The sequence below is a fragment of the Collinsella tanakaei genome (assembly GCF_021531055.1).
In the GTDB taxonomy this organism is placed as follows: Bacteria; Actinomycetota; Coriobacteriia; order Coriobacteriales; family Coriobacteriaceae; genus Collinsella; species Collinsella tanakaei_B.
Genome location: NZ_JADYTL010000002.1, coordinates 110,330 through 123,913 on the forward strand (window position 1 = coordinate 110,330; position 13,584 = coordinate 123,913).

General features: G+C 64.6%; 13 protein-coding genes. 2 read left to right on the plus strand and 11 right to left on the minus strand.

Annotated elements, in window-relative coordinates:
• Nucleotides 1-189: 189 nt before the first annotated feature.
• The 8 genes from I6E04_RS02615 to I6E04_RS09930 form a co-directional block, all read right to left on the minus strand.
• Entirely contained in the window at nucleotides 190-972 is a 783-nt protein-coding gene (locus I6E04_RS02615; RefSeq protein WP_235421615.1) for an ABC transporter permease, read from the minus strand.
• A gap of 9 nt (nucleotides 973-981) precedes the next feature.
• A complete protein-coding gene (locus tag I6E04_RS02620; RefSeq protein WP_235421616.1) occupies nucleotides 982-1,818 on the minus strand; it encodes an ABC transporter permease in 837 nt (278 codons plus the stop codon).
• Nucleotides 1,811-2,785, minus strand: coding sequence for an ABC transporter ATP-binding protein (locus I6E04_RS02625; RefSeq protein ID WP_235421617.1), 975 nt, complete (start codon nucleotides 2,783-2,785; stop codon nucleotides 1,811-1,813). The genes I6E04_RS02620 and I6E04_RS02625 overlap by 8 nt, the downstream gene beginning before the upstream one ends.
• A 217-nt stretch (nucleotides 2,786-3,002) precedes the next feature.
• Nucleotides 3,003-3,950 (minus strand): sensor histidine kinase, encoded by a 948-nt coding sequence (locus I6E04_RS02630; protein ID WP_235421618.1) that lies wholly within the window; start codon nucleotides 3,948-3,950, stop codon nucleotides 3,003-3,005.
• A complete protein-coding gene (locus I6E04_RS02635; RefSeq protein ID WP_235421619.1) occupies nucleotides 3,947-4,702 on the minus strand; it encodes a response regulator transcription factor in 756 nt (251 codons plus the stop codon). The genes I6E04_RS02630 and I6E04_RS02635 overlap by 4 nt, the downstream gene beginning before the upstream one ends.
• Nucleotides 4,703-5,154: 452 nt before the next feature.
• Complete coding sequence (locus tag I6E04_RS02640; protein WP_235421620.1) at nucleotides 5,155-5,844, minus strand: MFS transporter; 690 nt, start codon at nucleotides 5,842-5,844, stop codon at nucleotides 5,155-5,157.
• Nucleotides 5,769-6,236: a DNA-3-methyladenine glycosylase I gene (locus tag I6E04_RS02645; RefSeq protein WP_235421621.1), complete on the minus strand. Its 468-nt coding sequence runs from the start codon at nucleotides 6,234-6,236 to the stop codon at nucleotides 5,769-5,771. Before I6E04_RS02645 ends, I6E04_RS02640 begins: the two co-directional genes overlap by 76 nt.
• Nucleotides 6,237-6,321: 85 nt before the next feature.
• Nucleotides 6,322-6,468 (minus strand): TipAS antibiotic-recognition domain-containing protein, encoded by a 147-nt coding sequence (locus I6E04_RS09930; RefSeq protein ID WP_289614661.1) that lies wholly within the window; start codon nucleotides 6,466-6,468, stop codon nucleotides 6,322-6,324.
• 187 nt (nucleotides 6,469-6,655) lie between these two features.
• Between I6E04_RS09930 and I6E04_RS02650 the strand changes: the two genes are divergently transcribed.
• A complete protein-coding gene (locus I6E04_RS02650) occupies nucleotides 6,656-6,946 on the plus strand; it encodes a DUF6110 family protein (RefSeq protein WP_235421622.1) in 291 nt (96 codons plus the stop codon).
• 8 nt (nucleotides 6,947-6,954) lie between these two features.
• Nucleotides 6,955-9,030 (plus strand): heavy metal translocating P-type ATPase, encoded by a 2,076-nt coding sequence (locus I6E04_RS02655; protein ID WP_235421623.1) that lies wholly within the window; start codon nucleotides 6,955-6,957, stop codon nucleotides 9,028-9,030.
• A gap of 128 nt (nucleotides 9,031-9,158) precedes the next feature.
• Here I6E04_RS02655 and I6E04_RS02660 read toward each other — a convergent pair whose 3' ends face one another.
• Genes I6E04_RS02660 through I6E04_RS02670 form a run of 3 tightly spaced genes read right to left on the minus strand, consistent with a single transcriptional unit; the run spans nucleotide 9,159 to nucleotide 13,505 of the window.
• A complete protein-coding gene (locus I6E04_RS02660) occupies nucleotides 9,159-9,920 on the minus strand; it encodes a DUF6796 family protein (RefSeq protein WP_328225336.1) in 762 nt (253 codons plus the stop codon).
• Nucleotides 9,921-9,935: 15 nt separating this feature from the next.
• Nucleotides 9,936-11,669, minus strand: coding sequence for an ABC transporter ATP-binding protein (locus I6E04_RS02665; RefSeq protein ID WP_235421625.1), 1,734 nt, complete (start codon nucleotides 11,667-11,669; stop codon nucleotides 9,936-9,938).
• A complete protein-coding gene (locus I6E04_RS02670) occupies nucleotides 11,670-13,505 on the minus strand; it encodes an ABC transporter ATP-binding protein (RefSeq protein ID WP_235421626.1) in 1,836 nt (611 codons plus the stop codon).
• Nucleotides 13,506-13,584 lie beyond the last annotated feature (79 nt).

The following is a 13,584-nucleotide window of genomic DNA, read 5'->3' on the forward strand; positions in this document are numbered from 1 at the left end:
TAGCGCGAGCAAATTCCTTGGGCAATGCCGCAAATGACCTTGGCGATGCCGTCGGGGACCGAGCAGCATCCCCAGCTGCCATATGGCATCGCGCCCCTCAGCTCCGTTGACCTGACCACCTTGATCGAGGCAAACGCCCTGCAGGATGGGTTCGCCAGCACGTTACGCGACGGGGATGCCTGCGCGGGCCTACCGCGCGCGCCGGCCGCGCGAGACGCGTTGGCGACCGCTCCGTGCCTTGCCACCACCGTCGGGAACCGAGCAGCAGGCGATCGCTACCGTCACCGCCACGCACACGGCAAGCACCGCCGCGCCGACGACCGGGTTATACGAAACGATGCCCGACCCATCGATTGGCACGTAACCGATGAGTCCAAACGCTGCCGAGGGCGGGTACACGTCGGCGAGGTTTTGACCAGCGACGAAGATGCCCACAAAGCCGTAGCAGAAGGCAACGAGCACCCCGATGAAGAACTTGCCGCGCCACCGGGCAAAGAGCGCGATGATAGGCGCGAGCGCCAGGAACTGCAGCGCATTCAAGCCGATGATCTGCGCCGCCCCGCGCACGAGCGTCGCCGCCGTGAAATCCGCCGGATGCACCCATGCAACCGACAACGTCACCGAGCACAGGAGGCTAAACACCCCGAACGCGATGGCGGCGAGCCATGCAACAACGAGCTTCGCGGCAAGCAGGCGCCGCCAGCTCACCGGAACGCAGAAGAGCGATTTCAGCGTATCGTCCGTATACTCGCGATCGATGATGAAGCCGCCGATGAGCGTGACGGTGAACGGCATGATGTAGGAGAAGTTTGCCCAGATAAGGTTCGAGACGTAATCGGCGTAGGTGCACGCCCCGTCAAAAAGGCTCGTCGAGGCCGCATACGCCGCACCCAGCACCACGGTCACCGCGCCGAACCACAACACGTTGTAACGCTTGAGCTTCATGAACTCGCACAGAATGAGCGCACCCATGTGAACCTCCTACTCCCGCGCCCGACCATAGAGCCACACCGCAGCGGCGCAACATATAGCGCCTTCGGCAACGAGCAGCACTGCGGCCACGACGGGCGAAAACGGCAGCGCCAACAGCTCACCGAGATACCCCAGAAACGATGCGTGCTGCACCACGCCGAGAAACCAAGTTCCCACGAGCGGCACGGGTAGGAGCGCGAGCGGCATGGGCACGCCCCGGATGTTCACGTACCAGATCATCCACCCGATGAGCGCGTAGAGTACGATCGCGATGATGGTGAACACGTAGCCGCGGTTCATCGCAACGAGCACCACGATCACGGGCAGCGTCGCGAGGAAGATCAGCACACCCACCCCGAAGGCGAGCGCGCACGCAAGCGACACGTCGGAGTAGACGTTGACGATGAGTCCGCCCACGAGCGATCCCGCGAGGTTCATGAGCGAGTAGGCCATCGACAGGATGAAGATGCATATAAGCTTCGCCGCAAGCAGCCGCGAGCGCGAAATAGGCACGGCGAGCAGGTTCTTCATGGTGCCATTGTCCTCCTCTTGGAAGAAGAGCATCACCGCCACCACACCGAGCACCGCCGGATGGAAGAGCAGCTCGCTGAAATACACGTTTGCTGAGAAGAGCTGCAAGAAGACCTGCTGGTCGCGCGACATGACCGCCGTGAGCGGCAACGGGAAGAGGAGCGCCAGCGCGAGCACCGCAAGCACGAGCTTCTTGCGCTTGAGCTTGGCGAACTCGCAGGCTACGAGCGTGGCGATGCCCGACGCCGAGACAGGCGTGCGATACGGGTTGGCAACTGTCGGGCGCCCTGTGCCACTTGAACGCGTGCTAGGCAATGCCCTCACCTCCCGTGACCCGCTTGAAGTAATCCTCGAGCGTCGCTTCGTAGAGCGTCACCTCGCGTACGCCCACAGCCTCGGCGACGAGCTCCGCCACGAGCGACTCCACGGCGAGCGTCGTGTCGAACACGCGAATCTCGCCATCGCGCAAGATGCGGTAGGCACCCGCCGCAACATGCCGGTCGAGCACGAGCGCCGCGCGCCCCGTATCGCCCACCTTGAGACGCAGGTAGCGGGTGTTCTTCTCCTCAAGATCGCCCAGGCTCTCCTCCTCAAGCAGATGACCGTGGTCGATGATGCCGATATCGTCGGCCAGAAGCTCGATCTCGGAGAGGATGTGACTCGACACGATGATGGTCTTGCCCTGCTCGGTGGAGAGCCGCTTGATGAACGCGCGCACCTCGGCGATGCCGATGGGATCAAGACCGTTGATAGGTTCGTCCAAGATGAGCAGCTCCGGATCGTGCATGATGGCGAGCGCGATGGCAAGCCGCTGCTTCATGCCGAGCGAATACTGGCTGAAAAGCTTCTTGTCGCGGTAGGGCAGCCCCACGACCTCGAGCGCCCGCATCACCGCATCGGGTCCGGGGATGCCGCGCAGCCGCGCGAAGATGCGCAGGTTCTCGGTACCGGTGAGATTGGGGTAGAACCCCGGGCTCTCGATGAGCGAGCCCACACGCGGCAGCACCTCCGCGGCATGGCTGGGCATCGAGAGCCCGAACACCTTCGCCTCCCCCGCCGTGGGCGACGTGAGCCCCAAGAGCACCTTCATCGTGGTGGTCTTGCCCGCGCCGTTGCGACCGAGCAGCCCGTAGATGCGCCCACGCCGCACGTGCAGGTCGATGCCATCGACCGAGCGCTGCTCGCCGTAGACCTTCGTAAGCCCGTGCGTCTCGATCACCAGGTCGTTCGCCGCTTTAAACCGACGGCCACTCGAAGCCACCCGTCGTGCATGCTGTGCCATACAAACCTCCTTGTCACGCATCTGTGCGTACAAGAAGATTCTCGGGCACCGGTCTTACGGCAACCTTGCGGAGAAACGCATGCAAGCTAACGCTTTTGAAAGGTTGGGCGCTTTCGACCGAGCTTCCCGGCATGCAGGGTGCGCGTTGACGGATGCATTCCGCGCGGCACCCACGCGCGGCACGGTAACATCGAACGTCGCGTTCGCCCTGCGGAGCTCAACCGCGCGGCGTCTCAGGTAGATGCGGGAGCACGATGCGAAACGTCGTACCCTTCCCTACGCAGCTCGCAACCATGATGTCGCCGCCTCCGGCGCGCGCGAGTTCGCGGGCGATGGAAAGACCGAGACCCGAGCCCGACCGTCGCGATGCATCGGCTGTGTAGAGCCTCTCAAAAATGTGCGCGCAGTCATGCGGCGCGATGCCGACGCCATCATCTGCGACCTGAATCGTTACAAGGCCGGCGCCCGCGCGCTGCAACGAGACCGTCACTTGGCGCGCCCGCGCATGCTCGAGCGCGTTGCCCAGCACGTTCGAGACGATCCGTTCGAGGGCGCGCGCATCCGCCAGAGCGCAGCACGGGCCATCAGGGATGTCTGCCACCAGCTCAACCCCCGCTTCCTCGAAGCGCACGACCCAGCCCGCCAGAATGCGCCGCACCTCCTCGGCAACGTCGAACTCCGCAACGGCAAGCGGAAACTCACCCGCCTCCAGCCGGCAATACTCGAAGAGCTCGTCGGTATACCGTTTGAGGTCGCGCGCCTTGGCAACCGCCGTTGCCACATAGGCACCAGCATCCGTGCCGAGCTCGCCCGCAAAGCGCCGCTCGAGCGCATCGAGGTAGCCTATGAGCGAGGTAAGCGGCGTGCGCACATCGTGCGACAAACTTGCCATCACACGCTGGCCTGCAGCCTCATGCCGCGCCAGCTCCGTCAAACGCTGCTCGTAGCTCGCCACCACCCCGTTAGCGGCAAAGACCGCTGGCGCCAGCACGTCACCGGGGCGGGCCAGAAGGCGACGGTTGCCGTTGCCCACGGCGACCTCTGCAAGCGTAGCGGCGAGCGCCTTCGCCTGCTGATGCGCCCGATACAGGCACGCCGCAAGCACCGCAGTCGCCGTTGCCAGCAGAGCGCACAGGGCGCCGAGCGCCCACGCAAGCGGCGTCACCGGCCTCGCCCCTCGCCGGAAGGAAGAACCGCAACGCGTGCCGTGCGGGCAAACCGGTACCCGATGCCGCGCAGCGTCTCGATCGCGTCGGGCACGCCCGCGCCTGCGAGCGCGCGACGCAGTCGGCTCACCGCAACCGTCACCACCTCGCCATCGACCTGCGCTTCGTCTCCCCACACCGCATCGAGCAGCTGCGCCTTGGTTCGCACGACGCCGGGATGCGCCGCAAGCGTGATGAGCACGTCGAACTCGCGGCGCGTGAGGGCGAGCTCCGTCCCGCCCACCGCAACGCGGCGGCGCGCTGGGTCGACCACAAGGCCCGCTTCCGCAGGCTGCCCATGAAAGGACGCCGCAGCCCCCAGCGTGCGCCAACCCGCATAGCGGCGCACCAAGGCGTAGACGCGCGCGAGAAACTCGTCGGGGTAAAACGGCTTCATGAGGTAGTCATCTGCCCCGGCGCGCAGCATCCGCACCAAGAGGTCGTGCTCGTCGCGCGCGGTCAAGATGAGCACCGGCACGTCGCTTACCTGTCGAATCCGTTCGAGCACCTGCTCGCCGGACAGCCCGGGCAGCATCATATCGAGGACAACGAGCTGGAACTCCCGCCCCGCAAGCGCGGCAAGTCCTTCCTCACCGCAGGAGCTGCGCACAGCGCCAAACCCCTCGCGCGCAAGCTCATCGGCGAGCAGGCGCGTCAGGTCCCCATCATCGTCGATCAGCAATACCCGATACTGCGATACGCTCTCAATCATCACGCGCCCCCAGAAGCATCGTCACAGCCGCCTGAGTCAAGCATACCCCGTAAACCTTGCGACAACCTTACGCGGAGCGCTTGAACCCTAGCAGCAGGTACCAGATTCCCAAGGTGTGACATTCCGTCAAACCAAGCGGATTCGAGCCACCGTGCATGAGCAGCTCGCCTGAGGCGGTGCAGGGCGTACGCCGTGCCGTCGAAGAGCATCATCGATATGCCGAATGCTTGGAATCATCCATGTGATCACGGCAAGCACAACCATCGACGTCCCCGCGCCCACAAACCAAGCCGGAGCCCCAACGACATCTGCAAAAAGCGATGATCCGGCGAGGCCGAGCGGCAGCGCCCATGACATGATGGCTCCGTACAGGCCAAATACGCGGCCGAGAAACTCGGGCGGTATCTTCTCCTGCATGAGCGCCGTTTGCGGGCCGGAATAAAATGGCGAGCTCAGTCCCATGAGGAAGCTCGCAACAAGAAAGAGCAGAAACCCGATCGCACCGAGCATGCCCACCCCGAGCGTCGCCGCCCCATAGAGAGCCGTCGTCGCCACCACCGTAAGCGTGCGGTTCTTGAACCCGCCCCATGAGGCAAGCGTGCGGAGCCCACGATCATTCCTACCGAGAACACGATCTCCGCCGTCGCTACATCGCCGGTGGTACCACCGAAGTAATCGAGCGTCATGATGGGAAAGAGCGCGGAGATGGGTGAGAGCACGAGCGTGAAGGCAAATCCGCTCCACAGAAGCGCGAATAGACCGCGGTAGCAGCGCAAGACGCGATAGCCCGCAGCCGTCTCGGAGGCGAGGGAGCGCGCTTGGGCGAGTAGGCCGACCGCATCGGAAGATACCCCGGTGGAACCATCTGCCGCCGCCCCGCCCACATCGAGCCGCGCCGCGACAATCGCTGCGGTGGCGAACAGCGCGCCCGCCACATCGAACGCGATCATGGCGGTGAGTCCCCATAGCGGGTAGATGATCGCCGCAATCGCCGTTCCCAAGATGTAGCCGCCCGACTGAACCGCCTGCGTCACGCCCGCGAGCCGCGTGAGGTGCTCGGGCGGAGCTAGGAGCGGCGTAAGCGCCTGGAATGCCGGCGTGTGAAACGCGTTGCCAATGGCGCGGAAGAAAAGCGCCACCATGACCACCCGTTATAGAGAATCGTCTTGCCGTCCGAGAAGCCCCAGAGGTACGCGTCGAAGCTGCCGAACTCCGCGCGCACGCGCTGGAAGCAGCAAGCGTTGTTGATGATGGCCTCGATCTTGCGGCGTGAGCGGATCATCCCCGGTGTCGCAAGGATTCGCTCGACGTCCTCCGAGCCAAACGCCGCGACGGTGTCAAAGTCAAAGCCCGCAAAGCACGTACGAAACACCTCGCGCTTGAGCAGCATCATGGTCCAATTGAGACCGCACTGAATAACCTCGAGCGAGAGGAACTCGAACTGCCCGCGGTCGTCGTGCAGGGGCACGCCCCACTCCTCATCGTGGTAGCGCAGGCAGAGCTCGTCGACGGTATCCCAATCGCAATAGGACATGCTCTCCCCCGTTCTTACCGATTGGCATCAAATCCATTATCTGACACGGAGGGAGGTTTCGACCAGAAGAGGTTCGAACGCACCATCATGCGCATGCATGGATGGCATCCCGAAGGAACTGCGCCGCGCCCGGCCCCACCTTCTCGTAGTAGGCGCGGAAACCGTACTCGAGTTTCTCGAGAAAGCCGGTCTCGAGGTAAATCGAAGTCGACGGACCGACATCACCTTCCATCCAGCATGAGTCGAGTTAACGGCTCTGGACGAAACCCGGTTCCGACTCGGCACCAACATGTTCCCGCACGCATCCTTGCGGAGAAATCCGTTCCCAGAAAACCCCTTTCTTTCTCAGAAAAGTGAGCTAAAGTAAACTTGGATTTGTTTAAGTCGGTGTACTTTTGGTACACACGAAGGGAGCCGCAATGAGCGCATTGAAATTGCTCAAAGGGACGCATGGTCTGTTGCTGGGGGCAGGCGTGGTTATCGGATCGGTCGGCATCAAGATGCTGACGAGTGACTCCGCCAAACGCGTCTACGTCAAAGCCGTCGCCGCAGGAATGCGCGCCAAGCACGCATGCGAGGACACATTCGAGAGTGCACGCGCCGAGGTGGACGATATCGTCGCCGAAGCGGCCTACCTCAACGAGACCGCCTACGGTTCCGAAGCAGAGTCGGACGTCGAATCCGGCGAGCCTGCCCCCACGGAAGCGTAAACAAGACCGTGAGGTACACCATAGACCACGAGCTGCCGCGACGAGTACGGCTGACCCTTGCCGACCGCGTCTCCGTATCCGACGCTGCCGTCTTGGAGCCGATGCTCGCGTCTTGGGCCGACGTGGAGCGCGTTCGCGTCTATCCGCGCATACGCTCCGTTGCCATCTGGTGCCGCAGCGAACTAGCAAAAGCCGCCCTGCTCGGAAGGCTTGATGCGCTCACGCCCGCGCAGCTTGACGCCGCACGTGCCCAGACGTCGGGCACCTTGCCACCCGTCGATACGCCCGTCGTCCGCAACATCGCCCGCCTTGCCGGTGCCCACCTCTTGCGACGCTGGTTCATGCCTCCCGCGCTCCGGACAATCTGGGCAGCCATGCACTACCTTGGGTTTTTGCGCGCGGGACTGGCGTCACTCGCTCGCGGCAAGCTCGACGTACCGGTGCTCGACGCCTCGGCGATAGGCCTTTCGTTCGTCAAGCGTGACCCCAAAACCGCCGCGAGCACCATGTTCCTGCTCGATCTGGGCGATGCGCTCGAGGAGGCGACCCGCGCGAAATCCGAGCACGAGCTCATTCGCTCGCTTATGGCGATCCCCCAGAACGCGCGGCGTCTAGAGGATGGCGAAGAGGTCATCGTGCCCGCGCAGAGCCTCCGCGCGGGCGACCTCGTCGTGGCGCGCACCGGTATGCCGGTGTGCGTGGACGGCGTGGTGGAGCACGGCTTCGCCCTTATCAACCAAGCGGCGCTCACCGGTGAGCCGCTCGCCGTGGAGCGCACTGTTGGCGACGACGTCTTCGCCGGAACCGCGGTGGAGGAAGGCGAGATCCTCATCCGCGTGGGCGCCGAGCCCGCCTCGACCAAACTGCGCTCCATCGTAAGCCTCGTCGAGGCGTCCGAAGCGCTCAAAAGCGGGGTGCAGACGCGCCGCGAAAACCTCGCTGACCGCTTCGTGCCATGGAACTTCCTGCTCGCGGGCATCGTCGCGGCAACGACCCGCAGCCTCACCAAGTCCTCCGCCGCCCTCATGGTCGACTACTCGTGCGCGCTCAAGCTGACCTCGTCCATCAGCGTGCTCGCGGCCATGCGGCAAAGCGCGCAGGAGGGTATGACCGTGAAGGGGGCCAAGCACTTCGAGGCGATCGCCGCCGCCGACACCATCGTGTTCGACAAGACGGGTACGCTCACCGAGGCCACGCCGCGTGTGGCGCAGGTGCTCGCCTTGGAGCCCCACTGGACGCAAGACGAGGTTCTGCGCGTATCCGCCTGCTTGGAAGAGCATTTCCCCCATCCTGTGGCGCGTGCCGTAGTTGCCGCCGCGGCGGCACGCAGCCTCGAGCACCGTGAACGCCATGCCGAAGTTGCCTACATCGTGGCACACGGCATCGCCTCCGAGCTCGATGGCAAGCGCATCGTCATCGGGAGCAGGCATTTCGTGATGGAAGACGAGCACATCGGCGTCTCTCCCGAGACGGAAGAACTCGTCGAGCGCGAGCTCGAGGGCCTCTCCCCGCTCTACCTTGCTCAAGACGGCAAACTGGTAGGCGCCATCGGCATCGAGGACCCCCTGAAGTCCGGCGCATCCGAGGCGGTCGCCGCCCTGCGCGCGCAGGGCATACGCCACGTCATCATGCTCACCGGCGACAACGAGCGCACCGCCGCCCGCATCTCCGCCGAAGCGGGCATCACGGAGTTTCGCGCCAACCTCCTTCCCGAGGACAAGCACGCCTATGTGGAGGAGCTCGTGCGCCAGGGACGACACGTGATCATGGTGGGCGACGGCGTCAACGACGCCCCGGCGCTTTCAGCCTCCGATGTCGGCATCGCCATGGGCACAGGCACCGCCATCGCCCAGGAGGTAGCCGACATCACGCTCGCAACGGGCGACCTGAGTGCCGTCGTGCGCCTCCGCGAGCTGAGCTGCGCGCTCATGGGCCGCCTCGACCGCTCGTTCGCCGCCATCATGGGAATCAACTCCGCCCTGCTTGCAGCGGGTATCGCCGGCATCATCCAGCCCCAGACCTCCGCGCTGCTGCACAACGGGAGCACCATCGCGCTCGCCGCAAAGAGCGCTTGCCGGCTCTAAGCACAAGCATTTACCCCGTCCCACCAAACGCCCGGTCGCGCGCATGACACATAGCGTCATACGTGCGACCGGGCCATTCTGAAAGCTTCCCGGAGAACAGCTCGATGCGGAATTGAGGGCGGGGCGCCTCACGAACCGGCAGCCATCAAGAAGAAGAGCATCGCGGCGAACATGATGGTGAAGACCAGGTTGCTCCATCCGCCGAAAAGCACGCAGCGCGCCGGCTGCGGCACGTGCATCCACACGAGCCCGAAAAACGACATGACAATGGGCGTGAAGACCACGAACCATGCCGGAAACACCGTCTGCCCCAGCACGATGGCAATACCGAGCACAACAAAACCGAGGTACATCGGGGCGGTGGCTAGTCGCATGATGAGCATGATGTTGGAAGAAACCTCGTCATAGAGATCCTCGCGCCCCGCCCTGGCGATAATGGGGAGATAGACGTACTGCGCGTGATAGGCGCCCCCGCAGACGAGCGCGAAGGCGAGCAGCGCCGCGGCGATCCAGACAAGCCATGCATACGCGCCCTGGGCCGTGAAGGGAAGCGCTGCGAAGCCCGCAACATAGAGCGCCGCGGCAACGGGGCCGAGCGCACCCCCCGCTTTGATACGGCCGGCGGGCATATCGCGCATGATGCGCATATACGGCCTAAGCGAGCCGTCCATATCATACGTTCCGGTCGTGAAGTAAAGCAGCATATCGCCTGCGAACATCAAAAGCGAAGCGACGAAGCCGAGAACCAAAAGCAGGTGCAACAAGGGCATGGCGCCTCCTACCGCGAGAGCTCGCGCTCCTCTAGAGTAAGTCAAGCCTAACATACATCGGAAAACATGCGGGTTCTGGACGTCATCGAATCCCGCAACGTTCAGAACCCGCGCATTCATTGAGCGATGGCCCGCCTACAGCGCCCAGCTCGCGCTCTCGGTCTGCAGGCGCACCATACGGGCGAAAAGTCCGTCGCGCGCCAGGAGCTCCGCGGGACTCCCCTGCTCGGCCACGCGGCCGCCTTCGAGCACCACGATCTTGTCCGCCGCCTGAACCGTGCGCATGCGGTGGGCGATCACGATGACGGTCTTGCCGGCGAGCAACCGGGAGAGCGCCTCCTGGACCTTCGTCTCGTTCTCAACATCCAAGCTCGCCGTCGCCTCGTCGAGCAACACGATCGGCGCATCCTTGAGCAGCGCGCGGGCGATGGAGATGCGCTGCCGCTCACCACCGGAGAGCTTGGAGCCGTTCTCACCGATCATCGTGTCGTAGCCTTCCGGCAGCCTGCTCACGAACTCGTCGCAATTGGCGGCACGGGCGGCAGCCAGCACCTCCTCGTCGGTGGCGCCACGCCTACCCAGGCGGATATTGCCCATCACCGTATCGTCGAAGAGCAGCACGTCTTGGAAGACCACGGCAAAATCGCGCAGCAGGACCTCCGGGTCTATGGTAGCCACATCCACACCGCCAACGGTGACACGACCCGCATCGGCATCCCACAGGCGCGCCGCCAGACGCGCGCAGGTGGACTTGCCGGAACCGGAGGGCCCCACGAGCGCCGTGACCTCGCCCTCGCGCGCGGTAAACGTCACGTCGTCGAGCACCTTCTCGCCGCCGCCGTAGGAGAACGACACGTCCTCGAAGCGGATGTCATGGCCTGCCGGATCATAGGCCTCCGAGCCCTGCGCGAGCGGCTCCTCGAAAAAGCTCTTCATGCGCGCCGCCGCCGTCTTTGCCGAGAAAAGCTCCGCGATGAGCATGAGGCACTGGTCGAAAGGCGCGTAGATGCGACTCACCACGATGAGGAAGGCGAACAGCGTCATGAACGTGCAGGAGCCCTCCAGGATGAAGGCGGCGCCGGCGAGAACCGTCGTCGCAAGGCCCAGACGCAACACGATCTGCGCGCCGTTCACGCAGACGCCGCAGGCGATCTCGGAGCGGGCCGCCTGACGCTCGGCGGCGTCTACGTCGGCGTGGATGTGCTCGAGGTAGCGGTCCTCCTGGTTGGTGGCCCGCACCTCACGCACGCACTCGAGCGCCTCCTGGATGTCCTCAGAGGTGGCAAGGCCGCGCATGCGCGTCTTCTCCATCATGGGCTGAAGCGTGCGGCGCGCGCCGAACAGGATCGCCAGACCCACCGGGCAGCTCCACAGCGACGCCACCGCGAGCCGCCAATCGAACGCAAAAAGCCCCACCGCTGCCACGACGAGCGTGACGTAGGCTCCGTAGAGCTCGGGCAACACGTGGCTGTAGGCGTGCTCGGTGGTCTTGACGTCGGTCATGAGGGTCTCGGTGAGGTCCGCCAGGTCGCGGCGGCCGAAGAAACCCAGGGGCAGCTTGCGCAGGCGCTCCGCCAGGCCGATGCGCTGCCGGCCGCTCTCCTTGTAGATGACGCCGTACTGGTAGTAGTAGGCCCAGTACTCGGTCACGAAGAGCACGACGGCGAAGACCGCGACGGCAAGCACGTAGGGTGCCGACGCGGGCAGTGGTGCGCCTTGCGTAAGGTGCGCCACGAGCGCCTCCATAAGCTGATAGATGATGCCCACCCCGCCGAAGATGACGAGATTCGAGGCCGCCGTCCACACGGTACCGAGCTTGACGTTGTGCATGCCCTCGTCGGTGAGGGCGTATTTCTCCTGGATACTCATCTACTCCACCTCCTGGGCACTCGTGATGCGCCAGCTCACGGACCGCTCGTAGTCCGCCCACATGCGGGCGTACAGGCCGCCTGCGCGCAGCAGCTCGTCATGCGTGCCCTGCTCGACCACGCGGCCGGCGTCCAGCACCACGATCTTGTCGGCGTTCCGCACCGTGGAGAGACGGTGGGCGATCATGAGCACCGTGCGGGGCTCGCCATCGCGTCCACGTGCAAGCCGCCTGAAGGCCGCCTGGATCTTGACCTCGTTCTCAGGATCGGCGAAGGCGGTCGCCTCGTCGAGCACCACGATGGGCGCGTCCTTCAAAATCGCGCGGGCGATCATGAGGCGCTGCACCTCGCCTCCGGAAAGATGTGCTCCGCCGGTGCCCACAAGCGTGTCGACGCCCTGCGGTAGCTTTTCCAGAATGTCGGAGCACTGGGCCGCCTCGAGAGCGGCGAGCACCTCGTCGCGCGTCGCTTCGGGGCGCGCAGCGCGCACGTTTTCCAGCACCGTTTGCTTGAACGGCCTGTTCGCCTGAAATACGAACGCCACGCGGTCCATGAGGTCATGCGGATCCATATCGCGCACGTCCACGCCGCCGAGCTCAACACGCCCAGAGCTGACATCCCAGAAGCGCGGGACAAGGCTCGCCGCCGTGGTCTTGCCGCCGCCGGAGGGCCCCACGAGCGCCACGGTGGCGCCCGCCGGAACATCGAAGCTCACGCGATAGAGCGCGGGCGCCTCCGCGCCCTCGTAGGTGAAGGAGACGTCCGCGAAGCGGATAGCGTTGCCCTGGGGCGTGCAGGGGTGCGCGGGCGCCGAGATGACGGGCGCGGCGAGCACCTCCTCCACGCGGGAGACCGCGTCAGCTGCGGACTGGAAGGCCTCGGACATGAACATCACGCGCGTGACCGCGGTGGGGATCACCGCCGCGAAGATCGCGTAGAACGCGAAGTTAGCGACGAAGCGCGCGAAGTCCCCCTCGCCCGGGGCGAGCAGAATCGCCGCGGGCACAAGGAAGATTGCGACGCCGTTGATGACCGTGAGCGAGAGCGACTGCGGCGTCTGGCACCATTTGACCGCATAGTCCTGCGCGAGGCGGGTGAACTCGTCGATGGCGTCGTGAAACGCCTTGAACGAATAGACTGTCTGCTGGAACACCTTGACCACGGGGATGCCGCGCACGTATTCGGTGCCTGTCTTGTTCATCTTGACGAGCGACTCCATGTAGCGCGTCATGAAGTCCATGCCGCGACCGCCCATCATGTAGAAGATGCAGCCGAGCGAAACGACCACCGACGCCAGGCACGCAAGACCGAGCCGCCAATCGAACACGAAGAACAGGGCCAGCATGCCGAGGATCATGGCCACGGACCCCGCCGTATCCGGCAGCTTGTGGGCGAGCAGGCCCTCGGTCTCCGCGGCGCAGCCGTCCACGACACGTCGCAGCGCGCCGCTCGCATGGGTATCGAAATACCCCAAGCTCGCGTGCATGAGGTGGTCCGTGGTGCGTTTGCGCATGTTGGACGCGCAGCGGAACGCCGCGAGATGCGTGCACATGAGTCCCGCGAAGTACAGCAGGATACTCGCGACCGAAAGCCCGAACGCCCACCAGCCGTAGACGGCGATTCCCGTGGCGGCGCTCCAGTCGGGCGCCACGGCTATCAGGTCGCGCGCCACGAGCCAGATGCAGATGTACGGACCGAAGCTTATGAGCATCGACGCCGCCGAGAGCGCGCACCCGATGTAGGTGAGCGCGCGGCGCGGGCCTGCGAACGAAAGCAGCCGTCCGATGGCGCCCTTGCTGCGCGCGTTACCCGCGGTGGCAGCCTGCGAATCAGACATATCGTCCCCCTAACCTATCGGTTTCTTGATTGGCAATCCCGTGCACCGTATCATGTTGTACGTACTGTGTTAGTCTTGG